This window comes from Sorangium sp. So ce834 (assembly GCF_051521425.1).
Taxonomy (GTDB): domain Bacteria; phylum Myxococcota_A; class Polyangia; order Polyangiales; family Polyangiaceae; genus Sorangium; species Sorangium cellulosum_D.
Genome location: NZ_CP150351.1, coordinates 395,370 through 419,598 on the forward strand (window position 1 = coordinate 395,370; position 24,229 = coordinate 419,598).

Below are 24,229 nucleotides of genomic sequence, written 5' to 3' on the forward strand. Positions count from 1 at the left end.
CGCGATTCGGGTGGTGTTGAACTATTTCTGCTCCAGGACGATCGGCAGGCTGGGCTCAGCGCCCGAGGTTTTTTTGTTTGTTGGTAAAGAGTATTTCCTACATAAATTGATCAGGCTGCTTATCAGGAGAATCCGATGACCTCATTGGCTTATCGATTGGCCCGCTCCCCGCGGTGGCGGCGGCTGCTCGGCGCGGGGTTGAGCGTCGCGCCGCTCCTGCTCTCGGCGTGTATGGGCGCCCTGGGCGACCCGCAGGGAGGCGACCCGCAAGGGGCCGAAGGCGATGGGGATGGCCCCGTTCCGGGCGGCGCGCGGCCAGAGGAGGTCGCAGCGCGCAGCATGTTCCCTCGGCTCAGCCATGTGCAGTGGGAAAACACCGTACGCGATCTCCTGCGCCTCGACGACAGGCCTGGCCTCTCGGCGTCGTTCACGACCGATCCGCTCGGCGGCGTGTTCGACAACAACGAGGCTGCGCTCCAGGTGACCCCGGGCCTCTGGAGCGACTACCAGCGCGCCGCCGAGGAGCTCGCGGCGATGGTGGCCGCCGATCAGGGCAAGCTCGATCGGATCGCGCCCGCCGGCCTGCCGGACGAGCCGGAGGCGCGGGCGCAGGCGTTCGTCGAGCGGTTCGGCGAGCGGGCGTTCCGGCGGCCGCTCACGGACGACGAGCGGGACGTGTACGTCGCCCTGTTCCACCGCGGCAAGGAGCTCTTCAAGGGCGAGGAGCCGTTCGTCGCGGGCGTGCGCGCGGCGCTCGAGGCGTTCCTGCAATCGCCCCATTTCGTCTACCGGGTCGAGCTCGGCGCCGGGCCGACGAAGAACGGGCTCATCCCGCTGAGCGGCCACGAGATCGCGACAAAGCTCGCGTACCTCTTCTGGAACACGATGCCCGACGACGATCTCCTCGCGGCGGCGAAGGCGGGCGAGCTGTCGACCCCCGAGGCCGTCCGGGCCTACGCCGAGCGCATGCTCGAGGATCCGCGCGCCCGCGAGGTCATCGGCTCGTTCCACCGGCAGCTCTACGACTTCGATCATTACCACGATCTCAACAAGGACCAGGCGCTCTACCCCGAGTTCGTCCCCGAGATGGGCGACGACATGGAGCGCGAGGCGGAGCTGTTCGTGGAGCACATCGTCTTCGACAAGGAGGGCGGGCTCACCGATCTGCTCACCGACCGCACCGCGTTCGTGAACGAGCGCCTCGCGACGGTCTACGGTGTCGAGGGCCAGTCGTCGAACGACTTCAAGCAGGTGGAGCTCGACGGGGACGAGCGCGCGGGGCTGCTCACGCGCCTCGGCTTCCTCGCGTCGAAGGCGACGGCGCGGCAGCCGGACTCGATCCATCGCGGCGTCTTCGTGAACCTCAGGGTCATCTGCGCCGCGCTGCCGGCGCCGCCCGACAACGCGACCTCGCTGCCGCCGGGCGAGCGCGCGACCAACCGCGAGCGCGTCGAGGCGCACACGGGCAAGGGGACGTGCGGCGAGGCGTGCCACGGGACGATGATCAACCCGGCCGGGTTCGCCTTCGAGCATTACGACGCGATCGGCAAGTACCGCACGATCGACAACGGCATGCCCGTCAACGCCGCGGACGTCTATCGGCTCGGCGGCGAGCCGAGGAGCTACGCCAACGCGATCGAGTTCAGCCGGGTCCTCGCCGAGAGCAGCGAGGCGCACGCGTGCTACGCGAAGCGCTGGGTCGAGTTCGCCCACGGCCGCGACGCGCGCGACAAGGATCGGGACTTCATCCGAAAGCTCGGCGATGCGTCGCGCGGCGGCGCCTCGACCAAGGACCTCCTCCTCCAGATCGTCTCATCCACTTCCTTCCTCGCTCGAGTTCCTGCGGAGGCGCAATGATCACCCGACGACATGTGCTTCGAGGCCTGTTTGGCGTCACGGTCGCGCTCCCGTTCCTGGAGACCTTCGCGCCCCGGCGCGCGCTGGCCGGCACGGGCGACGTGCCGCCCTTCGCGATCTTCATGCGTCAGGCGAACGGCGTCGCGCAGGCGACCAACGACGAGCCCGAGATGTTCTGGCCCAGCCAGACGGGCCCCCTGTCCAGAGAATCGCTGGAGCGGGACAGCGCCCGGGCGGTCAGCGAGCTCAAGGACTACGCGGGCCAGCTGATCATGGTGCGCGGCGTGAATTTCGCGTTCAAAGGCAACGGGTGCGGCCACTCCGGCGGCGGCAACCAGTGCCTCACGGCCGCGCGCGTGTCGGACCAGCCGTCGGGCAACGAGTCGCTCGCGATGGGCGAGTCGATCGACAACCGCATCGCGACCGAGCTGAACCCGGCGGGCGTCGAGCCGCTGACGCTCTACGCCGGCAGGATGGCCGGCTACATCAACGAGGTGCTCTCGTACCGCGGGTCGAAGCAGCTCCGCGCCGCCGAGCGCAACCCGTTCAACGCATACCAGAAGCTCTTCGGGCTCACCGACGTGGGCGCTGAGGTCCAGCAGGCGCTGACCGAGCGCCGCACCAGCGTCAACGACCTGGTGCGCGGCGAGATGCGAGCGCTCATGAGCCGGAAGGACCTCAGCAAGAGCGATCGCGAGCGGCTGCAGCTCCACTTCGACAGCATCCGCGACCTCGAGGTCGCGCTCGCGTGCAATCTCCCGGCGGAGGCGGTCGCCGCGATGGAGGCGATCTCGCCGAACGTCGGCAAATCCGAGAACGTGGAGACCGTCACCCGCATGCAGATGGATATCATCGCGCTCGCGATGGCGTGCGGCGTGACGCGCGCGGCGACGCTCCAGGTGGGCGACGGCAATGACGGGACCGAGTACACGATCGACGGCGTCCGGCAGAAGAGCTACCACAAGATCTCCCACCGCATCGACAGCGACGGCTCCGAGGGCCCGCCGATCGAGGGCGCTCAGGAGCTGCATCACAAGATCGACCGGATCCACGCGCGGATGTTCAAGCACCTGCTCGACCGGCTCTCGTCCTACGAGCTCGGCTCGGGGACGCTGCTCGACCACGGCGTGGCCGTGTGGCTCAACGACAACGCCGACAAGTACCACGGGTACCGCAAGGTCCCGTACATCCTCGCCGGCGGCGCCGCGGGCTACCTGAAGACTGGCCAGTTCGTCGACGTGAATGTCACGAACAACAAGCTGCTCAACACGATCGGCGCGGCGGTCGGGTGCACCAACGGCCAGGGAGGCCCGCTCGACAACTTCGGCGACGAGAGCCTCGCAGGTGGGCTCATCGACGCGATCGTCGCCTGATCGCGCGCTCGTCGTGCCCAGCGGGTGGAGCTACGCGCTGGGCGCCTGCCGCGACGCGGGCGATGGCTCCGGCGCTCCACAATGGCGCATCGCCCGGTCCGGGCGTGTCACCTCGCGACGGCTTTGTAAAGAATCTTTAAAAATCGAGCTCCCGACCGCGCTGGGCGTTGAACGTCGGGTGTAATCCGCTACATCATCGCTCGCCTGACGTCGCCCCGAGCATCGCTTGGTCGGCCCGGGGCGCGGCATCGTGCGCTGGGCGGCGAAGGCTGCCTCCCCGGCGGTTTCCTGCGGGGGAGTAGGGCACGAGGCCCGGGGTGCGCCGCTGGGCGGCCCGGGCTGCTCGGCGACCATGCTGAAGGATGGCTGGAACGCGCCGCTCGACCGCTCGCAACCAGTCACGGCGGTCGGGCACCGCGCTTGTAACGGAGAATACCTGGATGGGAATCTCGAAGATGGGGCTGCTATGGGTGTGCGGGGTCGGAGCGGCCCTGTTCGCCGGGGGGTGCTCGGATGCCGAGGAGGAGATCCCGGAGCGCCTCGACGAAGTTTCACAATCGCTCGCCCTGGCGGATCGGCTCGATCAATGCGCGCAGGATCCGCGCGTGGTCGCCGGGCTCGTTTCGCAGGACATCTGCGCGGGCGCGGGGGTCTTCTTCCACGAGACGTTCGAGGGCAACGGCCGCACCTGCGGTACCTGCCACCCCGTGGCCAACAACACGACGCTCGACGTGCAGTTCATCAGGGCCCTGGACCAGACCAACCCCGATGACCCGCTCTTCGTCTTCAGGGAGGTGCCGGAGCTCGCCGAGCTCGAGACCTCGGACCTCCTGGACGACGCGGGCATCCTCGAGAACGTGGACGGCTTCATCGATCCGACGCACCGGTTCGTCTCGCGCGGGGTGAACCACGTGCTTTCGCTGAGCACCAGCATCCGGGCGGATTCGGGGGACGGCACGACGAATCCGCCCGTGGAGCGGACGGGCTGGGGCGGGGACGGCTCGAGCGACGGCACGCTGCGCGGCTTCCTCAAGGACGCGGTCACCCAGCATTTTCCGAAGCGCCTCTCCCGCGAGCCGGGCGTCGATTTCCGCTTGCCGACGCCGGAAGAAGAGGACGTGACCCTGGCCTTCCAGCTCAGCCTGGGCCGGCTGAACGAGCTCGATCTGGCGAGCGTTCGCATGTTCGATGCGGAGGCGGAGGACGGCCGGCAAGCGTTCATGGATCCGGACCGCGGGCGGTGCAACGTGTGCCACCACAACGCCGGCGCGAACTTCCAGGACACGGGCAACAACCGCAACTTCGACACCGGCACGCGCAACAGGGGGTCGTCGCTGAACGGGGGCAGCTTCGAGGGCGAGTTCCTCGCGGACGGCGGCTTCGGCGGGCGAGACCTGCCAGCGCCCAATTTCGATGCCACGGGTATCGGTTTCGCCAATTCGTTCGGCAACGGCACCTTCAACCCGCCGCCCCTGATCGAGGCCGCGGACACGCCGCCCTTCTTCCACAACAACCTGCAGATCAACGACAGGGCGGATCCGGGCATCAACGATGCCGTCACGTTCTACGCCTCGACGCCGTTCAACTTGTCGCCTGCCGCCCAGGAGCTCGAGCAGCGCTTCGGGACGCCGCTCAACCTCGCGCCGCTCGACGCGAACGCCATCGCTCGTTTCTTGCGCGCGCTGAACGCCGCGTTCAACGTCGACATCGCGAAGCAACGGCTGGACGCGGCGCGGGTGCTCGTCGACAGCTTCGCGAACACGCGCGCCGACGTGCAGCAGAGGCTGATGGAGCTCGCCCGCGTCGAGATCGACGACGCCATCGAGGTGATGGCGCCGATGGCGCTGTATCCCGCTGCGTCGCAGCAGCTCGACCTCGCGCGCACCGAGATCGCCCAGGGCGTCGCGGCCAGCTCGGCGGTGGAGCGCCGCAACCGCATCGTGAACGCCGTCGCGCGCGTGGCGACCGCCCGGGCCCAGTTCGGGCAGAACATCACGTTCGTGCTCGGCCAGGGTAACCTGATGTACTGAGCGCGGCGGGGCTCGCCGGGCGCGCCCCCGCCGGCGCCCGGTGTTCGGCTGAGCGGCGCCGGGGGCGGTCACGAGAAGAGCATCTCGGCGCCGAGGGTCGTCATGAACCTGAGCTGGCGCGCGCCCGCGGGGCAGCCGCTGGGCATCGAGCTCGACGGCCTCCGGCTGCTCTGAGCCCGGACGCCCGGGGAGGGCGAGCGCTCTCACTTCCAGTGTCGCTGTGACCGGATCTTTTTCGAAGGAGCATGTCACCTGCGGCGGGCTGCGGAACCTGGGTCGTGGCGGGCTGCGGAACCTGGAGCGGAATAACCTGGGTCAGCCTCGGGGGATGGGGACAGCTTCGCGGGATGGCGGGGTGGGGCCGCTTGGGGGGATGACGGGCTCTACGTCCGCCATGGCGCCGCCACCCCCATACGCAAAGGGATCATCGCACTTCCCGCCGATTTCGCGTGCGTATGACGGTACGGATTGTGCTGGCAGGAGCCGCATGTCCGCTCCTCGGAGACTCATTGCCGGCGCCACCTACCTGGTGACGAGGCGCTGCACACAGCGGCAGATGATGCTGCGGCCCTCCGTGGAGACGAACCAGGTGTTCCTCTACTGTCTCGCGGTGGCCGCCGAACGCACCGGCATCGAGCTCCACGCCTTCGTCGTCATGTCCAACCACTGGCACGCTGTGTTGACCGATCCAGAGGCCCGCCTGCCCCAGTTCCTGCAGCTCCTCCACCGGCTCGTCGCGAGCTGCATGAATGCATACCTGAGTCGAACCGAGAACTTCTGGTCGGCGGAGCACGCGAGCGTCGTCGCGCTCGAGGGCGCTGAGGACGTGCTTGACAAGATCGCGTACGTCATCACCAACCCGACCGCCGCGGGCCTCGTGCGGTCTCCCGAGGAGTGGCCGGGAGCGATCACCACAAGGCTCGGCGAGCGCCACGTCGCGGGGATGCCTGAGGTCTACTTCCGCCGGCACGGCGCCAGGCTGCCCGAGCGGGCGCGCATCGACTGCACCGTGCCGCCCGTCCTCCGCGAGCTGGACGCGGAGACCATCGATCGACGCCTTCGCGTACTCGTTGCGCGCAACGTTCGGCGGGCACGATCGAAGGTCCGCGAGAGCGGCGGCACGTTCCTCGGCGCCGACGGGGCGCGGGCGATGTCACCTTGGCAGCGGGCGGCCACACCGGAGCCGCTCCGCCGTCGCCGGCCGACTGTCGCGGTGAGCGATCCCCACGATCGCAAGGCAGCCATCGCGAGGCTCCGCGCCTTTCGGAGCATGTACCGGAGGGCGCTGAGTCGCTGGAGAAGCGGCGATCGAACAACACGCTTTCCAGAGGGCACCTACATGATGCGTGTGTTCCACGGCGCCTGCTGCGACCCCCCGTCGTAGCGACGGTCACCAGGCGTAGTACTCAGGAACCGGCCGTATATCGCGACCAGAGCGCGGCGCACTGCCTACGGAACAGTCAACGACGCGATGGCCTGCGGCGCGGCGGTCAGAGGCGCGCTGCCGGTTCCAGGTCGACGCAGCCGAGCCGTGATAGACGCTCGGTAGCGCCGCGCTGCGCGACTGCTCGTGCGGGCTCCGTCGCTCCCCGACGCCTCGTGCAAGCCATCGGGGAAGTACTAGCCTGGGTTCGATTCACGTTGCCTGGGTTCGACTCACGTTGGCGATCGCGCGCCAGGTCACGGCCGAGAGGTCGTCGTCGATCTGGCTCGTGTGCGCGGACGTCGCGTTCTCGGGTCTCGCGCGGCCGGAGCTCGACCCGCGCGCGGCTGCGTGGGGCCCCACGTATTTCGGTGTGCGGATTGGCCGCGCGCCCTAGCTGGCGCGCTTAGATATGCACGCTGGCCGACGCCGGCGGGCCGTCAGAGGCAATCGACGAGACCGTCGTAAATCGACCTGTCCGTCCCGGGGAGCGCGGTGTCGATCGCCCGAGCTCCCGGCGCCGAGAGCGCCGCCACGAGGTCGACCACGGCGGTATCCGGGGCGACAGGCACCTCGCAGAGGAAGATCCTGGCGTCCACCTCCACATCGCCCGTGGAAGGCAGGACCTCCTCGTTGCTCGCAGCGAGGACCCACACACAGCGGCCTATCGTCCCGGCGTGCTCCTCGACGGAGCAGCGGAATCGCAGCGGCTTGTAATTGCTGTACTCGCCTTCGCAGAAGGTGTCGCCGCACACGGCGTCGAAATCGTCGTCCAGATCGCGGAGCAGCGCGTACCAGGCGTCGATCTCGGCCGAGCTCGCGAAGTATGACCCCGCGTCGATGAAGCTCTGCGCGCCGGTCGAGCCGGCCGGAGCCCCGGTGCTGCCTGGCTGCGGGGCGGCGTCCCCCGGTCGCTGCGGGACGGCGCCGTGCGCGGCAGAGCAGGCGAGCGCGAGAACCGGGAGAAGCGTGGACAGGGAGTGACGAACCAACATGCGTGCCTCCATCGAGCGCGACGCGCGGCGCCGGCTCGAGTTATCGCCGCTGCCGGGCCTCCGCGCTGCCCCGCGACGGCGAGGCAGCGCGAGGTCGGACCTCGCGGCGTTTCGGAGGCGCTCTTTGCGAGCGGCGTGCCTAGGCTTTTTGCCGCATTTCGAAGGCCGCTCCGCTCTCCGGGGCCTGGCGGCCGCCAGGCGTACCGCCAGGTCCGCCACCTCGGAGCGAAGCTACCCGCGCGTCGCGAGCCCCCGCCGCCCCCATTCCCTGTACGTCTCCACCCACCGCAAGAGCTCCTCGCACGACGCGCCGTGCTGCGCGGCGACCGGCTCCGCCTCGCCGCCGCCCAGGTAAGCGAGCACCGCAGCCTCCATCTCCCGCGGATCCCGCGGCGCCCTCGACGCTGCGGCTCCAGCGGCCGCGCTCCCCTGCGGCGCGGCCCCGCGGACGGCGACGGCGACCCCCGGTGGGACGCGCGCGACGGGCAGCCGCGCCGCCGGATCGCCGAGCAGCACGTATGCCGACAGATCCTGCCGCTGCATCCACAAATCCGCCCGCCTGGCCCTCCGCGCGCCGTCGTCGGCGCCGCCGGGCGAGGCTGCGTCCTTCTCGTACATCGCCGTGAGGTTCCGGTCGATCTCGCCGAAGAAGCTCGCGATCTCGTGGTGCACCACCCCGAAGCGGTGGCCGTTCACCGCCGACCGCAGCGCCTCCTGGAAGCGCTCGTGCCGGGGCCGCGGGGCCCCGCCGCCGGCCGTCGCGATGCCGTCCTGGAAGCTCCACGTCCAGCTCAGGTCCACGTGGCCGATCACCCCGAGCGGCCCGTCGGGGTTGGCGAGCGCCTGCTGGGGCAGCGCGGCCACGAACGGCCGTTCCCCTTCCCGGGGCAGCGCCGAGAGCACGCCCTGCGCGTGGCCGTCGTGGAGCCCCAGGGCCGCGAGCTGCTCCAGCCACGGAAGGTAGGCGCTCCGCGCGGGCGTGCCTCCGCCGAAGCACGCGAAGAACAGCCACAGGCCGCCGGGCAGGAACTTCCGGCCCCGGAGATCCTTCGCCGCGATCCGATCGTTGCTCCGGCTGATTTTCATCGCCCCCTGCAGCCGGCGCTGCTCTTCGGGCGAGGCCCAGCGCCCGCTCGCGGGCAGGCCCAGGCCGTGGCTCATCGAGAACAGCAGCCCGGCCTCGGCGCGCTCGGCCCGCGCCAGCAGGTCGTGCGCGTGATTCAGGAGATCGTCGTCCGAGAAGCGGCCCTCGCCGCCGCCGATCTCGATGAGGTCTGCGGCGGGGAACCTGCCCTTCCGCCGCAGCGCCTCTGCGGCCGAGCGGAGCGGCTTCATCAGGTGCTCGTGCCCCACGGCGATCGCTCCGGTGCCGTCCCGCGCCGTGTAGAGGATCGCGGGCGCGCCCCGGGCGAGCTCCTCCTCGCCCTGCCGCTCCCAGCGGAGCAGCTTGGCCACGTACGCCTCGTAGGCCCGCTCGTCGATGTCGCCCCGCTCGTCGGTGAACGCGAGCCGGCCGACGAACGCCTCGCCGCCGAGCATCTGCTGGAGCTCCCACGAGACGAGGTCCGGGCCGCCGAGGATGAGGAGATAGCGGGGCAGGTCGGTGGCCTGGCGGCCGACCTCATCCCGGTAGTCCTGGCCGATCCAGCGGCTCGCCGCCTCGGCATCCATGCCGGGTTCGACCTCGTAGATCTTAACCTGGGCATGTTGATCCTCGCGCCGCTTGTCCCGGAGCGGGGCGATCCGGTCGACGAGACGCCTGCCGGCGTCGCCGCGGGGCACGACCAGGCCCCAGCGCTGGGCGGGCAGCGCGTCGGGCAGGCCGCTGCGCTCGGCCAGGTGGGTGGGCTTGCGCGACTGTGCCGCCGGCCTCGGTGGCGCGTCGACCGCGTCCTGCGGCAGACCGCCGGAGAGCACAGGCTCCTGGGTGTCGGCGTGGGCGAGGAAGAGGTGGAGGGGCATGGGATCAGGGGCGCGGGGCGGCGGGCGCTCCGGGGGTCCGGCCGTGGGATCGCTCGCAGGCCTCGTGCTGCGCGCGGGCCTCGGCCTCGCTCTCTCCGGCGTAGAGCGCGCGCATCTCGGGCGGCAAGCAGGAAGGGGTCGCCTCCTGGAGCCGCCGCCGCAGGCCGCGGAGGGTGACGGGCCACAGGCGCGCGCTGCCGTCCTCGGAGACCGTGACCACGCGCTCGCCGTCGAGGCTGAACTTCGCGCCGCGGAGGGGGGCCGCGTGCCCTCGGAGCTCGAGGACCTCGCCCGGGCGCTCGAGCTCCCAGACCAGCGCCCGAGCGTCGCTCGAGGCGGTGACGAGGCGCCCGCCATCCGGGCTGAACGCCGCGGAGGTGACCACGCCCGTGTGCCGCTTGAGCTCGAGGACCTCGCCCGGGCCGTCGAGCGTCCAGACCCTCACGGTCGCCTCGGACGCCACCGTGACGACGCGCTCCCCATCCGGGCTGAACGCCGCGTCATAAACTGGGGCGGTATGCCCCCTGAGCTCGCGGGACCTCGCCGGGTCGTCGAGCTCCCAGACCCGCGCCGTGCGATCCTCGGACGTGGTGACGAGGCGCTTGCCATCCGGGCTGAACGCCGCGGAGGTGACCGTGCCCGCGTGCCCCTTGAGCTCGCGAGACCGGCCCGATCCGTCGAGCTCCCAGACCCGCGCGGTCCCCTCGCGCGACGTGGTGACGAGGCGCTTGCCGTCGGGGCTGAACGCCGCGGAGTAGATGCTGCCCGTGTACCCCTCGAGGTCGACGAATTTCCCCGAGCCGTCGAGCTCCCAGATCCGCACGATCATCCCCGTGGGGTGGGGGTCGGTGACGAGGCGCCTGCCATCCGGGCTGAACGCCGCGACGTGCGCGGGCCCCGCGAGCTGCAGCGCCGCGCCCGCGCCATCGAGCTCAAGCACGTGGACCGCGTCCAGCCCGACCAACACCGCGACGCGCCGGCGATCCGGGCTGAACGTCGCGAGGCGAGCCATCACGGGGAACGCCTTGGTCATGAGGATCTTGCCCGCGCCGCCGAGCTCCCGGACCTGCACCTCGTTGTCGTGCCGGCCCGTGACGACCAGGCACGCGCCGTCCGCGCGGAACGCCGCGGCGTGGATCACGAGCCCCGGCGGCGTCCTCCAGGGCGCCGTGGTCGAGAGCGCGTCGAGCGCGAGCTGGGCGAAGCCGCGCGCCCGCTCCGGCGCCGCGACCTCGAGCAGCAGCTCGCTCACCCGCGCCGGCTGATCGCGCGAGGCGAGCTCCCGCACCCCCGCCATCAGCGCCGCGTCCCGCGCCTCGATCGTCCTTTGCCTGGCCTCCTCCGCGGCGCGCTCGGCCGCCATCGCCGCCTCGGTCGCCGCCGTGCTCTTCGACCACGCCACGAACGCCAGCACGCCCATCGCCACGGCAAGGATGCCGGCCGCGATCCCCGCCGCCCACGCCCGCCACCGCCGCCGCGCCTCGGCCTCCTTGCTCCGCGCGATGAGCGACATCGCGCCGGGCTCGATCTCGTGCTCGTGGCGGCTCAGGAGCTCCTGCGCGGCGGCGAGCCGCTTGCCCTCGAGCAGGTGATCGTACGCGCTCGCCTCGGCCGTCCACGCCGCGAGCAGCTCGAGATCCGCGGTCATCTTCCGGTCCTCGCTCACCCAGCCGCGCAGCCGGCCCCAGCTCCGGATGAGCTGCTCGTGGGCGATCTCGGCGCTCCGCTCCTCGTCGCCGCCGACGACCACGAGCCGCTCGGCGGCGAGCAGGGCGAGCACCTCGTCGAACACCGCGGCCTCGGCGTCGGGCCCGCGGCGCAGCTCCTCCAGCCGGCGCCGCCGCCGGGTGTTCAGGGCGGCGTCATCGCGCGCATCGACCAGCTGGACCAGGAGGCGGCGCGCGGCGCGCCGGCGGACCTCGTCGAGCCCGTCGAGGATCGCGTCGGCCCTCCGGGCGAGCGCGCCCGTGACGCCGCCGAGCCGCTCGTACTCCTCGCGGGCGAGCCGCCGGCCCCTCCTTCGCTTCCACAGCTCGTCGAGCGTGTACTCGAGCAGCGGCAGCGCGCCCGGCTCGTCCCCCGCGTCGTCGGCCAGCTGCGCCGCGAGCCCATCGTCGAGGGCGAGGCCCACCTGGGCCGCGGGCCGCTCGATGATCCCCGCGAGATCGTCCCGCCGCATCCGCCGCACGAAGATCCGGTGCGCCTCATCGTAGGCCACCTGCTCCAGGTCGGGCTCGCCGTCACCGAGCCGGAGCTCGCCGCAGCGACCGAGGAAGTCGACGCGCAGCGTGGCGATCACGCTGACGCCAGAGGCGGCGTCCCCCGCGAGCCGCCAGAGCTCGCGGAGGAAACCCTCGCGCGTGGCCTTGTCCGGTAAGATGGTAAAAATCTCTTCGAACTGATCGACGACGAGCAGGAGCGGTGCCGCGGGATCCTGTCGCGCGGCGAGGGCCTGCGCGAGGCGCTCGCGAAAGTCGGGGGTCGGCCGCAGGGCCGGTGGCGCGATCCACCGCGGGTCGCGCGCCTTGAGCGCCGGGACGACGCCGGCCAGCACCAGCGAGGATTTGCCGGTGCCCGAGGCGCCGGTGACGATCAGGAAGCGCCGCGCCGCGCGGTCCGTCGCCTCGACGAGCCGCATCAGGTCCGAGATCGCCTCCTCGATCTCCGCCTGCCGGCCGTGGAAGTAGCGCGCGTGCTCGCGCTGGAAGGCGAGCAGGCCCCGGTAGGGGCGGAGCACCACCGGCCGGTGGTCCGGCCCGTCGGCGGCGCGGGCGTAGAGCTGCAGGGAGGCCCAGTCGACGCCGCCCGCGTCGGCCGCGAGCGCGGCGAGGTGCTCGCGCGCCGCGATGAACGCGCCCTCGAGCGAGCCGTGCGCGACGAGGAGCTCCCGATAGAGCGCCTCCGTGAGCGCGCCGGCGCCGTCCCACGACAGCGGGTAGCGCGACGCGACCACCGCGGGGATGCCGGCGCGGTGGAGCGCGAGGGCGACGCTGCCGAGGCGGCTGTCGATCTCGCCGGCGTCGCCGCCGTGGCAGGCGCAGAGCACGACGAGCCGCAGCACGCCCGCGTGCGGCCGGAGCTTGTCGGCGAGCCGCTCGGCCTCGACCACCTCGTAGCCGGCGCCGTCCGTGGTCCGGAGGCGCAGCCCGTAGGCGGCGCGCTCCGACGCCACCGAGCCGCCGTGGCATACGAGGTGCAGTATGTGCACCGGGGCGTGCGCCGCGAGGGCCTCGCCGAGCGTCCGCAGCGACGCGTCGCCGAGCTCGATCACGCTGCCGCCTCCGTCCGGGTGGCCGCCGTCGCGGTAGGCGCCGCGGATGGAGGCGATCTGCTCCTCGTGGGGGATGCCCATGCCGCCCGCGGACCAGGCGACGAGGATTCGCCCGTGCTCGGGCGGCGGATCCGGCGCCCGCGGCGCTGTCGCGCTGCCCGGCCACGCGTACCGGATCAGGCAATGCGGCAGCTTGCCGAGGCGCGCGCCGGACGGGAGCTCCACGGCCTCCCACGGCAGCGCGAACAGCTCGGCCGCGCCGAGCTCGAGGGTCACCTGGACCGGATGGCGCGGGTCCTCGAGCAGCCGCTCGTCGGCGTCCCACCCGAGGCGCCCCAGGAAGCGGCGGAGGCGAGCTCCCAGGTTAGGGAGCCGCCCCGGATCCGGCGTCGGGCTGCGGAGGTCGAGGAGGTCGGCGAAGACCCCCTCGTCCCACGCGAAATGCCCGTCCGCCGAGGTGCCGTCGGCGCGGGTGCGGAGATACCCGACGGTGCCGTGGCGACCGGGACCGTAAGGAAAGGAGAAGGGATCGCCCGCGTCCTCGGTGCGCGCGAGGTGGACCTCGATCTCGCGCGGCCCGCGCAGGGGATCCCCGGCGGCGCTCTCGGCGCGCGCGTCGCCCGCGCTTCCGGTGCGCTCCCCGCCGGCGCTCACAGCGCGAGCCTCCGGAACCGCTCGAGCAGCGCCGGGAACGAGGGGGACCGCACCGCGCCGTGCACGTACGCGAGCAGCGCCTCGCGCGCCTCCACCAGCCGCTCCAGCGCGCCCACCACCTCGACCTCGTCCGCGAGCACCGCCTCCGCGAGCGAGCGCCGCGCGTCGAGCACGTCGAGGATCGCGCGCCGGCTCGTCGCGACGCGCACCGCCGCCGCCACCTCCTCGCCCGTGCCCGCCGCGCGCACCTGCAGCGCGCCGCCGTCCGCCTCGACCACGAAGCGCTCGACGTCGACCCGGATCGCCACCGGCCGGCCGGCGAGCCGTGCGCTCACCCGCGCGTGGGCCTCTGGCAGCTCGGCGGCGAGCGCCGCGAGCGACTCGGCGAGCAGGCGCGCCACCGGGCCCCGATCATCCGTCGCGGAGGAACTCGAAGACACCTGGGCCCTCCATGGCCACCTCCACCCCGCGGACGCGCCCTGAGAGCGCCGCTCGCCCGCTCACCTCGTTGAGCACCGTCACCGCCTCGAGCTCGCGCTCGCTCGGCATAACAACCTGGGCCACGGCGTCCGGCGCGAAGCGCAGGCGGAGCTCGTCCCCGTCGCCGCGCGCGACGACCTCCATCCGGCGCGGCACGTCGCTTGCTAGGCCGGGGGCGAGCAGCGCCATCACCCGCGGCACCCGGAGCGGCCGCCCCACGTCGAAGCAGCCGTCGTACGCGACGCGGATCTCCTCGTCCCGGAAGACCCGCAGCGGCTCGCCTTCCCGCCACAGGAACAGGCCCTGGTAGCGCGCCGCCGACCGGCCGCGGTCGGTCATCCGCACGTGCACGACGCTCCACGCGTTCGCGGGATCCCAGGGCAGCGCCGAGCCCCACTCCCACGAGAAATCGTCGCCCCAGAGGAAGTGGCCCCAGTTGTGATCGTGGTACGCGGGCGCGGCCTCCACGCGGCGGGTCACGCCGCCGGCCGTGATGGTGCCGCGCGCGACCAGGCGCGGCACGAACAGCCACGAGAGGCTCCGCTCGGGGGAGAGCGGCTGGTTCGCCGAGAGCGCCGGGGTGGTGGTCGGCACGAGCTCGAGCTCGGCGGCGAGGGGGCGGTCGCGGAGCGCGATCGAGAGCAGGTAGCGCCCTCGATCGAACCGCAGCCAGCTCTCCCCGAAGCGCGCGTCGATGCGGCCCGAGACCACCTCGACCTCGCCGTCCGCGAAGCGATCGACGCCGCCGTCCCACGCGTCCGTGCGCGCCAGCGCGATGAGGCGCGCGACCTCGGCGCGCCGCGGGTCCGGCGCCCAGCGATCGTCGACCAGGTTGAAGTTGACGAGCAGGTGGGCGCCCTCGGTGTGGACGAGGAAGTGCTGCCACTCCTTGTGATCCGCTCGCCCGCGGAGCCGCGCGGGGGAGCGCCGGAAGTAGTCGGTGGCGGCGAGCGTCGCCGAGACGCGCGGCGCCGGGGAGGGGAAGGGGAGCGCGGCGGTCACCGGAGCAGGCTCCGGAGCCCGCGAACGGCCGCCGCGGGATCGGGGGCGCCGCGGTCCTCCCGGCGCGCCCCTTCCCGGCGCACCTGCTCCCGGCGTGCCTCCCGCAGCGGAACGAGCTCCGCGAAGAGGGTGCGCCGCACCGAGATCGCGCCGAGCAGCAGGTAGATCAGCGCGTGGCTACGGGCGTCCGTCGCGGCGCCCTCCGGGGACGCCGCCGCGCCTGTCGGCGGCTCCATCGCCCTGGGCGGCGGCTCCACCGACCCCGGCTCCACCGACCCAGGTTGCGGCGCCGGCGTGCCCACCACCGACCCAGGTTGCGGCGCCGGCGGCGGCGCCGGCGCGCCCGCCACCGACCCAGGTTGCGGCGCCGGCGTGCCCGCCACCGACCCAGGTTGCGGCGCCGGCGCGCCCGCCACCGACCCAGGTTGCGGCGCCGGCGCGCCGGGCGCGCCGAGCAGCCGGTCGAGCCGGCGCGCGAAGGAGACCAGCCCGAGGAGTAGGTGGAGGGGCACGTTGCCCTCCGCGGACGCGTCCCGGACGCTATCGAGCAGCGCCAAGCGGATCTCCTTTCGTCGCATCGTAAAGCCCACGGAGCGCGGCCTCGAGGTCGGGCGACCGCGCCGCCCGCAGCAGCGCCTCGAGGTACGCCGACGGGAGGATCGCGTCCGGATCGTCCTCGAGCATGTTCATCCCGACTGCGTCCCAGACCTGCCGGCCCCGGCGGACCAGGTCCGACCCAGCGAGCGCCGCGGCCCACTCCGCCCCCTCGGGCGTCGCGGCGAACCGCCGCCCCTCCGCGATCAGCGCCGCGAACGCGGCCTGCGCGGCGACCGGATGCTTCAGCACGAGCAGCTGCGCCCGGCGCAAGATCGCCGGGAGCGCCCCCGCGCCCTCGCCCCCCTCGCCCCCCTCGCCCCCCTCGCCCCCCTCGCCCCCCTCGCCCCCCTCGCCCCCCTCGCCCCCCTCGCCCCCCTCGCCCGGCCCGGCGGCGGCCGGCGCGAGCAGGCGCTCGAAGAGCAGGTCCTGGAGGCGCCTCGACTCCTCGTAGATCATCGCCTGGAGCCGGATCAGATCGAAGAGGGCGGGCCGCTCGCGGGCGCCGCCGTCCTCGGCGGGCGGCGCGGGGTACAGCGCGGGCAGCATCCGGAGCAGATCGATCATCGTTCGTTCACCTCACGCGCTCGAGCACGTACTGGATCAGGCTTTGGAGCAGATCGCGGTGGACCCCGGGCAGGAGCCACGCCGCGCAGCCGTCGAAGGCGCGCTGGGCCTCGCCCGCCCAGGCGCTCGCCACGGCCCGAGCGTGGTCGATGCTGCCGGTCCGCTCGATCAGCGCCCGCAAGAAGCGTACCTCGTCCGGCGTCTTGACGCGGGCCCCCGCTTCGGCCGCCGACCCGTGCCGGGGCAGCGCCAGGATCCGGAGCGCCTCGGCGCGATCCTCGGCCGCCGCGTGGCGCAGGGCATGCAGCAGGATCAGCGTTCGCTTCCCTTCCCAGAGGTCGCCGCCGATCTCCTTACCGTACTCGCCCACGTCGCCGGCGAGGTTCAGGATGTCGTCCTGGATCTGGAACGCGACGCCGAGCCGCCGCGCGAAGCTCGAGAGCGCCTCGATCCGGCCTGCATCGAGCCGCGCCGCGATCGCCCCGATCGCGACCGGGGTGATGAAGCTGTACCAGCACGTCTTCTGCTCGACCATGGTGACGTAGTCCTCATCGGCCAGGTCCCACGCTGCCCGCCGGACCCAGTCGAGCTCCAGGGCCTGCCCCTCCACGGACTCGCGCGTCATCCGCGCCACGGCCTGCAGGATGCGCAGCGCGGGGCCGAGGCCGAGCGTCTCGATGTTGTCGAGGAGCGGCTGGAGCGAGAGGGCGAGCATGGCGTCGCCCACGTTCACCGCGACCGGCACGCCGTACGCGCGGTGCAGCGTCGGCCCGCCGCGGCGCAGGAGCGACTCGTCCTCGATGTCGTCGTGGATGAGGAAGGCGTTGTGGTAGAGCTCGAGCACCGCCGCCGAGCGCAGCACCGCCTCGAGCTTCCCGCCGAGGGCGCGGCAGGCCGCGATGCACAGCGCTGGGCGGAGGCCCTTGGCCTCCCGCAGCGGGTAGTCGAGCATGAGATCGTAGAGCGCCGCCCCGCGGCGCGGATCGGCGGGGATGATCCGGCGGATCTCGGCCGTCACGAGCTCGCGGCATTCGTCGAGGTAAAGGTGCAGCTCCGCCGGCGTCATCGCGTGCCGGGTTCGGCGCCGCCGTCGCCCGCGCCGCCCCCCGGATCCGTCCATTCTGGAGGGCGCCGAGCACGGGCGTCAACGCGCCGGCGCCCCCCCCGCCAGCGGCCGACGCGCGCACGCGCGCACGCGCGCGCCGGCGCTGCGGCGCCTCGTCCCCCGGGATCCCCGCCGGGCCGGCGCTCAAGGGGAGCCGTCCGGCCCCAGGACCCTGCGGCTGCGCTCGGCTGCCGACTGTAAATATCAAGTTTCACCGTAACAAACCATCTCCACAGCAACATTACCACCATGCGGTCGAGCGGAGGGTCACCAGGAAACGCCAGCAAAATCATGTGAAGGCTCGTCTGCCGTGGCGGCATCCAGTCCGGTGAGCTGCCCGGAATCGGGCGGAGGGCTGTCGCTCGTGTGCTCTGGGCCGACGCGCGTCTCCCTGGCTGCCTGCCGACCGCGCTTCGTTCCCTCGAGCCAACGACAAACCATCTCATCCTGACGAGGGCCTGCACATGCACATGAAGTTTGGCTTGAGGAAACCCGGACATCAGGGCGCTGCCACAGCGTCGCTCATCGGCGTGGCCACGTTGGCCATCGCTGCTCGCGTTTCAGCGATGTTCCGGGCGAAGCGCGGGCCAGCGCCGTGGAAGCGGGCTGGGCGGCGTGCGGTCGACTGACTAGCTCCGCGTCGTTCAGGAGGCGGAGGCCTCGACGAGCCGCCCGGCCCTCGGCCCACCCTCTTCCAGATCCAGAGAGCGCTTGCGGCGCCGCTCGACGAAGCGCACATCCGCGCCGAGGCGCGAGCTCACGCGCAGGATTCCCCGGTAGAGCGCGCCCGACGCCGCTCAGTGAACCTCCGGTGGCGTTCTGAAGAGAAGTTCGCCTCCGGACATGAACGATCCTCACGAGTCCGGGAACAGAGCTCCGAAATCGAACGGCGCCCTTCAATCCACATGGCGACGCTCGGCGCGAGCCGCGGGCGAGCGCTGGTGATCCGGGGACGCCCGCACACGACCAGGAGCTGATCATGAAAGCCATCGACCATCACGTCACTTCTCCGAGAACGCAGGGCGCCGGCGCGGCAGCGACGTGCTTGCGAGGGGTGTTCTCGATGATCCTCGTCTCGTCGCTGCTCGGCGCCTCGCCCCTGCTCGCGGGCTGCTCCGACGCCGACGGCACCCCGGCGAGCACGGACGCCGCGAGCGGCACGGGCGGCGGGGGCGCCACGAGCGGCGCCGGCGGCGATGAGACCGACGGCGGCGGCGAAGACGCCGGCGGCGGCGGTGGCAGACCGTCGGGCGAGTGCGCCGGTGACTCCACGATCGAGGCCAACACCGATCCGAACGATCCCGTCCAGCAAGCCATGGACCGCCTGATCCGCGACGACAAGTTCCCCGCCGTGCTCGTCGCCGTCCGCGATCTGGAGGGGAAGACCCGTCACTACACGGCCGGCGTCGGCGACCTGGAGACCCAGGCGAAGGTGCCTGTCGACGGGCAGGTGCGCATCGGGAGCAACAGCAAGCCCTTCACCGCCGTCGTCGTCTTGCAGCTCGTCGGCGAGGGCAAGATCGACCTCGACGCGCCGATCGAGACGTACCTGCCGGACCTGATCCGCGGCGAGGGGATCGACGGCCGCGAGATCACGGTCCGGCACCTGCTGCAGCACACGAGCGGGCTGCCCGATTTCGTCGGGCTGCTCCTGGCCGGCGACCTCTTCAACGCCATTCGCACCTACGTCCAGCCCCGCGCTCTGCTCGATCTGGCGCTGACGCAGCCCGGGAAAGCTCCCGGCACCGAATGGGCGTACAGCAACACCAACTACATCATCGCTGGCCTGCTCGTCGAGAAGGTCACCGGCCGCCCTCTGGCCGAGGAGATCACGCGCCGGATCCTCGATCGCGTCGGGCTGCGCGACACCTACGTTCCCGGCGTCGGCGAGCAGGACATCCGGGGGTGCCATCCCAGGGGCTATCACGCGGACCTCGGCGAGCCGCTGCGCGACGTCACCGAGCTGGACCCGTCCATCGCCGGGGCCTCCGGAAACATGATCTCCACCCCGAGCGACATGAACCGTTTCTTCACCGCCCTGCTCGGCGGCGAGCTCCTCGAGCCGGCGGAGCTCGAGGAGATGCGCGCCACCGTGGACGCATCCGACCAGTGGCCCGGCTACCGGTACGGCCTCGGCCTGAGCAGCCTCCCGCTGCGCTGCGGCGGCGTCCTCTGGGGCCACGGCGGCGACATCCCCGGCTACGAGACCAGCGGCGGCGTGGCCGAGGACGGCCGCGCCGTCACCGTCGCCGTCACGGCGCTGCCCTCCGCCGTGCCCAGCGTGCAAACCCGCGAGCAGGCGTACGCCGTGTACGCCAACGTCCTCGCGCTCGCCGACACCGCCCTGTGCGACTGAGCCCCGGGCGCGCCCATGCGCGGGTGATCACGACAGCCGCACTGGCACGCTCCACAGCGGCGCATCGAAGAGAAAATCGTATCGAGGCATGAACGATCCTCTCGAGTCCGGGAACAGAGTCACGAAATCGAACGGCGCTCTCCCATGAACGCAGCGAGGCCAGGCGCGCCAGCCGCCGGCTCGCCGCAGCGAGCCGAGGGCGCCCGCACCCAACAGGAGCCAACCATGAAGTCCATGCACCATCGTTCCACCTCTCCGAGAACCCATGTCGCCGGCGCCGCTGCGAGGCGCTTGCGCGATGTCTTCTCGATGGCCCTCCTCGCGGCGCTGCTCGGCTCCTCGGCCCTCCTCGCGGGCTGCGACGACGACGAGGCCCCGGCGAACACCGACGCCACGAGCAGCACGGGCGGCGAGGGCGGCAGCGACGGCGATGGCGGCAAGGGCGGCAGCGGCGATGAGGGCGGCAGCGACGGCGATGGCGGCGAGGGCGGCAGCGGCGGTGATGACACCCCGTCGGGCGAGTGCTCCGACGGCTCCACGAACGGCGCCAACACCGATCCTGACGACCCGGTGCAGCAGGTCATGGACAGCATGGTGAGCGACCGCAAGTACCCCGCCGTCCTGGCCGCCGTCGTCGACCCCGACGGGAACACCCACCACTACGCCGCCGGTTTCGCCGACCTGGAGACGCAGGCGAAGGTGCCCGTCGACGGGCTGGTGCGCTTCGGAAGCAACAGCAAGACCTTCACCGCCGTGGTCGTCCTGCAGCTCGTCGGCGAAGGCAAGGTCGACCTCGACGCGCCGGTCGAGACGTACCTGCCGGACCTGGTCCGCGGCGAGGGCATCGACGGCCGCGAGATCACGGTCCGGCAGCTGCTCCAGCACACGAGCGGGCTGCCCGACTACGATGACGTGCTCCTGGCCGAGGGCGTCTTCAAGATCCAGCACACCTACTTCGACCCCTACACCCTGCTCGACATGGGGCTGTCGCAGCCGGGGAAGGCCCCCGGCACCGAGTGGGCGTACAGCAACACCAACTACGTCCTCGCCGGCTTGATCATCGAGAAGGTCACCGGCCGCCCGCTGAACGAGGAGATCTCGCGCCGGATCATCGACCGCATCGGGCTGCGCGACACCTATCTCCCCGAGGTCGGGGAGCAGGACATCCGGGGGTGCCATGTGAAGGGCTATCACACGGACGTGCCCCGTGAGCCGCTGCAGGACGTCACCGAGCTGGACACGTCGTGGGGGTGGGCCGCCGGACAGGTGATCGGGACCCCGAGCGACCTCAACCGCTTCTTTGCCGCCCTCTTCGGCGGCGAGCTGCTCGAGCCGGCGCAGCTCGAGGAGATGCGCAGCACCGTCGACGCCCCCGGCATGTGGCCCGGCGCCCAGTACGGGCTCGGCGTGGTCAGCACCCCGCTGAGCTGCGGCGGCGTCGTCTGGGGCCACGGCGGCGACATCCCCGGCTACCACACCCGCGGCGGCGTCACCGACGACGGCCGCGCCGTCACGGTCGCCGTCACGGTGCTGCCGTACTTCCTGTATGGCGAAGAGGGCGCTGAGGAGGCCTACATGGAGATCCTCGACCTCGTCGACACCGCCCTGTGCGAGCGATGAGCCCGCGCCCGCGCCGCCGGCGCGGGCGGCACCCCCGGGTTTTCGCCGGCGCTCAACCCTGCTTGCGCGGCGCCTTGAGCGAGAGCTTCAGCAGCACGTCGTCGCGGATCAGGTCGTCCTGCTTGCCCGGATAGACGATCCCGAAATCCTTCCGGTTGATCACGAACTCTGCGTTCCCCGAGACGGCGTCCGCGCCCTCGGAGAGGGTCGCGGGGAAGGTGATGGTCTTCTTCACCCCGTGCAGATCGAGCTCGCCGGTGATGGTGTGCGTCGCGCCGTTGTCCCCGCCGGCCTTGATCTCGGTCGAGGTGAAGGTCGCCTTCGGGAACTTCTCGACATCGAAGAAATCCGCCGACTTGAGGTGGCCGTCGAGCTTCTCCGCGTCGGTCTTCACCGACGTGGTGTCGGCCTCGATGCTGAGCTTGCCGCCCGCGGCCTTGCCGCTGGCGAGCGTGATCGAGCCCGAGATCTTCTCGAACTTGCCCTCGTGCTTGCCGGTGACCTTCGAGCCGACGAAGCCGATGGTCGACGCGGCCGCGTCGATGGGGAACGTCTCGGCGGCGCCCGTGGGCGCGGCCGCCTGCGTCTGCGCCGGCGCGGCGGACGAGACGGTCGCCTTGGGCTTGTCCTTCGTCGGATCCTCGCAGCCCGCGAGCGAGAGCAGGAGAGCGGCGGGGAGCGCGAGGCGAACGATGCGGGGGGTGATCATGAGAGACATTCTCCTTGTCGGTCAGCCAAACTGCACAGAACGCTTCGTGAACGAGCCATAGGTGAGCCCCGTGATGGGGAACACCGCAGCCTCGCTCACGTCGATCGACGCCCCGAGGGCGGCGACGACCGGTACGAAATGCTCGTGCGTCGGGAGCGCCATCTTCACCCCCGGCGCGCGCCTGCGGTAATCGAGCAGCGCGTCCACGTCCCGGCGCCCGAGGACCTCGGCGCACCAGGCATCGAACTCCGTGGCCCAGGGCTGCGCGACCGCATCACCGCGCCAGTCTGCCGCGCGCAGGTTATGGGTCAAGAAACCGCTGCCGATCAGCAGCACCCCCTCGTCGCGCAGCGGCGCGAGCGCTCGCCCCATCTCGAGGAGCGGGGCTGGAGAAAGCGTCGGTAACGAGACCTGGAGCACCGGTATGTCCGCGTCCGGGTACATGCAGAGGAGCGGCACATAGGCCCCGTGATCGAGGCCCCGGCGCGGATCCTCGGCGACCGGCCCGACGCGGCCGAGCAGCTCCCGGACGCGCCGCGCGAGCGCGGGGGCGCCGGGCGCGGGGTACGTCACGCGGTAGTACTTCTCGGGGAAGTTGTAGAAGTCGTAGACGAGGGGCACGGTCTCGGTGGCGCCGAGGGTGACTGGCGCGTCGACCCAGTGGGCCGAGAGCATCAAGATCGCCTTGGGGCGCGGCATCGCCTGCGCCCAGGCGTGGAGCTCGGCCACCCACGCGCGATCGTCGAGCAAGAACGGAGAGCCGTGCGCGAGGAAGAGGGCCGGCATGCGCCCGGCGTGGGCCTTGTCGTGCGTCTCGGACATGGTACCTCCCTCGGTCGCGATCGACGTCGCGCCGGTTGTCGGAGCCGAGCTCGATGCCGTCGGCGTCGAGCGCCCGCAGGCGCCCGCGATGGGCGCGGCCCCGCCCGCGGCGAGGAGGAGCTTCAGCGCGGCCCGGCGATCCATGAGCGAACCCTAGGTCGTTTCCGGGAATGGTACAATACCCCCACAATGAAACTCCAGGTTGTCAAAAAGGAAACCATCGACGCGGATTTGCTCGATCTGCGGGCCTTTTGCCTGGTCGTGGATCTCGGGTCGATCACGGCGGCCGCGAGGACGCTGGGGGAGACCAAGGGCAGCGTCAGCCGCCGCATCACCCGCCTGGAGCACGCGCTCGGCGTGGAGCTGCTGCGGCGCAGCCCGCGGCGGGTGCAGGCCACGGAGGACGGCGTCGCCTACCGGATGCGGGTGGGCCGGGCGCTCGAGCTCCTGGAGGACGCGCACGCGGCGGTGCAGCAGGCGCGCGCCAAGCCGAGCGGGCACCTCCGGGTGACCGCGCCGTTCGATCTCGGGCTGAGCATGCTGGCGCCGCTCTCGGCGGGCTTCGCGGAGCGCTACCCGGAGATCTCGGTGGAGATGCTCCTCACCGAGGCGCTCCTCGACTTCGACGCCCACCAGATCGACGTGGCCCTGCGCGCGACCGCGAGCCTCCCGGACTCGTCGCTCATCGCCTACAGGCTGCAGCACATCGAGATGGGGCTGTTCGCGGCGCCAGCCTACCTCCGCAAGCACGGGCCCGTGCGCAGGCCCGAGGACCTCGCGGGGCACCGGCTGCTCCTCGCCCAGACCGCCCGCGGGCACGCGACGATCGGGCTGCAGCCGCGCGACGGCGGCGACCGCGCCGAGCTCCGGGTGCGCGCGGCGATCGCGGCGTCCGACTACTCCTTCTGCCGCGAGGCCGCGCTGGCCGGGGCCGGGATCGCGCTCGTCCCCGCGGTCAACGTGCGGAGCGATCTCGACGCGAAGCGGCTCGTGCCCGTGCTCAAGGATCACGCGATCGACGGCGCTGCTCCCCTCTACCTGGTGCACCCGGGGACGCGCTTCCTTCCGTCGAAGATCCGCGCCTTCCGCGACTACCTGCTCGACGCCTTCGGCGTCCAGGGGCGGCGCGAGGCCCCCGGCGCACGATAGCGGGCTCGTCCGTCGTCTCTCCCGGCCGGCGCCTCCCGGTCGGACCGGCGCCGGCCGCGCCGTGCGATCGGACGGACGCCGGCCGCGTCGCGCGATCGGACGGACGCCGGCCGTGCTCGCGCCCGAGCAGCGGATCACCACCGGCTGCTTCTGGGGAAGCAGCGCGACCGCAGCCCCGCCGCCGGGCGCTGCGCGGCGGCGGGCGCGGGCCCATGGACCGCCGCCGTCAGGGGCGAGCCGCGGGGCGGCATGGGTGTTGC

Annotated in this window: 17 protein-coding genes; 7 read left to right on the plus strand and 10 right to left on the minus strand. The window is 72.1% G+C overall.

Annotation, left to right across the window (positions count from 1 at the left end; all coding sequences use genetic code 11):
• Window positions 1–135 precede the first annotated feature (135 nt).
• From WMF20_RS01490 to WMF20_RS01505, 4 genes are all read left to right on the plus strand, one after another.
• Window positions 136–1,857 (plus strand): DUF1592 domain-containing protein, encoded by a 1,722-nt coding sequence (locus WMF20_RS01490; protein WP_437610038.1) that lies wholly within the window; start codon window positions 136–138, stop codon window positions 1,855–1,857.
• Window positions 1,854–3,230 (plus strand): DUF1552 domain-containing protein, encoded by a 1,377-nt coding sequence (locus WMF20_RS01495; RefSeq protein ID WP_437610040.1) that lies wholly within the window; start codon window positions 1,854–1,856, stop codon window positions 3,228–3,230. Before WMF20_RS01490 ends, WMF20_RS01495 begins: the two co-directional genes overlap by 4 nt.
• A gap of 440 nt (window positions 3,231–3,670) precedes the next feature.
• Window positions 3,671–5,260: a hypothetical protein gene (locus WMF20_RS01500; protein ID WP_437610042.1), complete on the plus strand. Its 1,590-nt coding sequence runs from the start codon at window positions 3,671–3,673 to the stop codon at window positions 5,258–5,260.
• Window positions 5,261–5,834: 574 nt separating this feature from the next.
• Entirely contained in the window at window positions 5,835–6,644 is an 810-nt protein-coding gene (locus tag WMF20_RS01505) for a transposase (protein ID WP_437610044.1), read from the plus strand.
• A gap of 479 nt (window positions 6,645–7,123) precedes the next feature.
• Here WMF20_RS01505 and WMF20_RS01510 read toward each other — a convergent pair whose 3' ends face one another.
• The 8 genes from WMF20_RS01510 to WMF20_RS01545 all read right to left on the minus strand — a co-directional run bounded on the left by WMF20_RS01510 (window position 7,124) and on the right by WMF20_RS01545 (window position 17,274).
• On the minus strand, window positions 7,124–7,678 hold the full coding sequence (locus WMF20_RS01510; RefSeq protein ID WP_437610046.1) for a hypothetical protein: 555 nt from the start codon (window positions 7,676–7,678) through the stop codon (window positions 7,124–7,126).
• A gap of 231 nt (window positions 7,679–7,909) precedes the next feature.
• On the minus strand, window positions 7,910–9,640 hold the full coding sequence (locus tag WMF20_RS01515; protein WP_437610048.1) for a hypothetical protein: 1,731 nt from the start codon (window positions 9,638–9,640) through the stop codon (window positions 7,910–7,912).
• A 4-nt stretch (window positions 9,641–9,644) separates the two neighbouring features.
• On the minus strand, window positions 9,645–13,565 hold the full coding sequence (locus WMF20_RS01520) for an nSTAND1 domain-containing NTPase (RefSeq protein WP_437610050.1): 3,921 nt from the start codon (window positions 13,563–13,565) through the stop codon (window positions 9,645–9,647).
• Window positions 13,562–13,966 carry a sterol-binding-like protein gene (locus WMF20_RS01525; protein ID WP_437610052.1) on the minus strand — a complete coding sequence of 135 codons (405 nt, stop codon included), beginning with the start codon at window positions 13,964–13,966 and terminating at the stop codon, window positions 13,562–13,564. Before WMF20_RS01525 ends, WMF20_RS01520 begins: the two co-directional genes overlap by 4 nt.
• Before the next feature lie 10 nt (window positions 13,967–13,976).
• Window positions 13,977–15,047 carry a hypothetical protein gene (locus WMF20_RS01530; RefSeq protein WP_437610054.1) on the minus strand — a complete coding sequence of 357 codons (1,071 nt, stop codon included), beginning with the start codon at window positions 15,045–15,047 and terminating at the stop codon, window positions 13,977–13,979.
• The gene (locus WMF20_RS01535) at window positions 15,044–15,604 is read right to left on the minus strand and encodes a hypothetical protein (RefSeq protein ID WP_437610056.1); all 561 of its coding nucleotides are present in this window, start codon (window positions 15,602–15,604) and stop codon (window positions 15,044–15,046) included. The genes WMF20_RS01530 and WMF20_RS01535 overlap by 4 nt, the downstream gene beginning before the upstream one ends.
• The gene (locus WMF20_RS01540) at window positions 15,588–16,208 is read right to left on the minus strand and encodes a hypothetical protein (protein ID WP_437610058.1); all 621 of its coding nucleotides are present in this window, start codon (window positions 16,206–16,208) and stop codon (window positions 15,588–15,590) included. Before WMF20_RS01540 ends, WMF20_RS01535 begins: the two co-directional genes overlap by 17 nt.
• A gap of 7 nt (window positions 16,209–16,215) precedes the next feature.
• Window positions 16,216–17,274 carry a polyprenyl synthetase family protein gene (locus WMF20_RS01545; RefSeq protein WP_437610060.1) on the minus strand — a complete coding sequence of 353 codons (1,059 nt, stop codon included), beginning with the start codon at window positions 17,272–17,274 and terminating at the stop codon, window positions 16,216–16,218.
• Window positions 17,275–18,292: 1,018 nt separating this feature from the next.
• Here WMF20_RS01545 and WMF20_RS01550 point away from each other — a divergent pair.
• Window positions 18,293–19,669 (plus strand): serine hydrolase domain-containing protein, encoded by a 1,377-nt coding sequence (locus WMF20_RS01550; RefSeq protein ID WP_437610062.1) that lies wholly within the window; start codon window positions 18,293–18,295, stop codon window positions 19,667–19,669.
• A 225-nt stretch (window positions 19,670–19,894) separates the two neighbouring features.
• Window positions 19,895–21,289 (plus strand): serine hydrolase domain-containing protein, encoded by a 1,395-nt coding sequence (locus WMF20_RS01555; protein ID WP_437610064.1) that lies wholly within the window; start codon window positions 19,895–19,897, stop codon window positions 21,287–21,289.
• A gap of 52 nt (window positions 21,290–21,341) precedes the next feature.
• Here the strand turns inward: WMF20_RS01555 and WMF20_RS01560 are convergent, their stop codons facing one another.
• Window positions 21,342–21,998, minus strand: a complete 657-nt coding sequence (locus WMF20_RS01560; protein ID WP_437610066.1) for a YceI family protein — start codon at window positions 21,996–21,998, stop codon at window positions 21,342–21,344.
• A gap of 21 nt (window positions 21,999–22,019) precedes the next feature.
• The gene (locus WMF20_RS01565; protein WP_129572681.1) at window positions 22,020–22,964 is read right to left on the minus strand and encodes a dioxygenase family protein; all 945 of its coding nucleotides are present in this window, start codon (window positions 22,962–22,964) and stop codon (window positions 22,020–22,022) included.
• 45 nt (window positions 22,965–23,009) lie between these two features.
• Here WMF20_RS01565 and WMF20_RS01570 point away from each other — a divergent pair, with 45 nt between their 5' ends.
• Window positions 23,010–23,969, plus strand: a complete 960-nt coding sequence (locus WMF20_RS01570; protein WP_129572682.1) for a LysR family transcriptional regulator — start codon at window positions 23,010–23,012, stop codon at window positions 23,967–23,969.
• Window positions 23,970–24,229 lie beyond the last annotated feature (260 nt).

What these genes read in the sequence shown, in the direction of transcription:
- WMF20_RS01540 (WP_437610058.1), bottom strand. Translation starts at nt 16,208, where the DNA reads ATGATCGATCTGCTCCGGATGCTGCCCGCGCTGTACCCCGCGCCGCCC.
- WMF20_RS01515 (WP_437610048.1), bottom strand. Translation starts at nt 9,640, where the DNA reads ATGCCCCTCCACCTCTTCCTCGCCCACGCCGACACCCAGGAGCCTGTG.
- WMF20_RS01490 (WP_437610038.1), top strand. Translation starts at nt 136, where the DNA reads ATGACCTCATTGGCTTATCGATTGGCCCGCTCCCCGCGGTGGCGGCGG.
- WMF20_RS01560 (WP_437610066.1), bottom strand. Translation starts at nt 21,998, where the DNA reads ATGATCACCCCCCGCATCGTTCGCCTCGCGCTCCCCGCCGCTCTCCTG.
- WMF20_RS01570 (WP_129572682.1), top strand. Translation starts at nt 23,010, where the DNA reads ATGAAACTCCAGGTTGTCAAAAAGGAAACCATCGACGCGGATTTGCTC.
- WMF20_RS01545 (WP_437610060.1), bottom strand. Translation starts at nt 17,274, where the DNA reads ATGACGCCGGCGGAGCTGCACCTTTACCTCGACGAATGCCGCGAGCTC.
- WMF20_RS01555 (WP_437610064.1), top strand. Translation starts at nt 19,895, where the DNA reads ATGAAGTCCATGCACCATCGTTCCACCTCTCCGAGAACCCATGTCGCC.
- WMF20_RS01510 (WP_437610046.1), bottom strand. Translation starts at nt 7,678, where the DNA reads ATGTTGGTTCGTCACTCCCTGTCCACGCTTCTCCCGGTTCTCGCGCTC.
- WMF20_RS01495 (WP_437610040.1), top strand. Translation starts at nt 1,854, where the DNA reads ATGATCACCCGACGACATGTGCTTCGAGGCCTGTTTGGCGTCACGGTC.
- WMF20_RS01565 (WP_129572681.1), bottom strand. Translation starts at nt 22,964, where the DNA reads ATGGATCGCCGGGCCGCGCTGAAGCTCCTCCTCGCCGCGGGCGGGGCC.
- WMF20_RS01500 (WP_437610042.1), top strand. Translation starts at nt 3,671, where the DNA reads ATGGGAATCTCGAAGATGGGGCTGCTATGGGTGTGCGGGGTCGGAGCG.
- WMF20_RS01550 (WP_437610062.1), top strand. Translation starts at nt 18,293, where the DNA reads ATGAAAGCCATCGACCATCACGTCACTTCTCCGAGAACGCAGGGCGCC.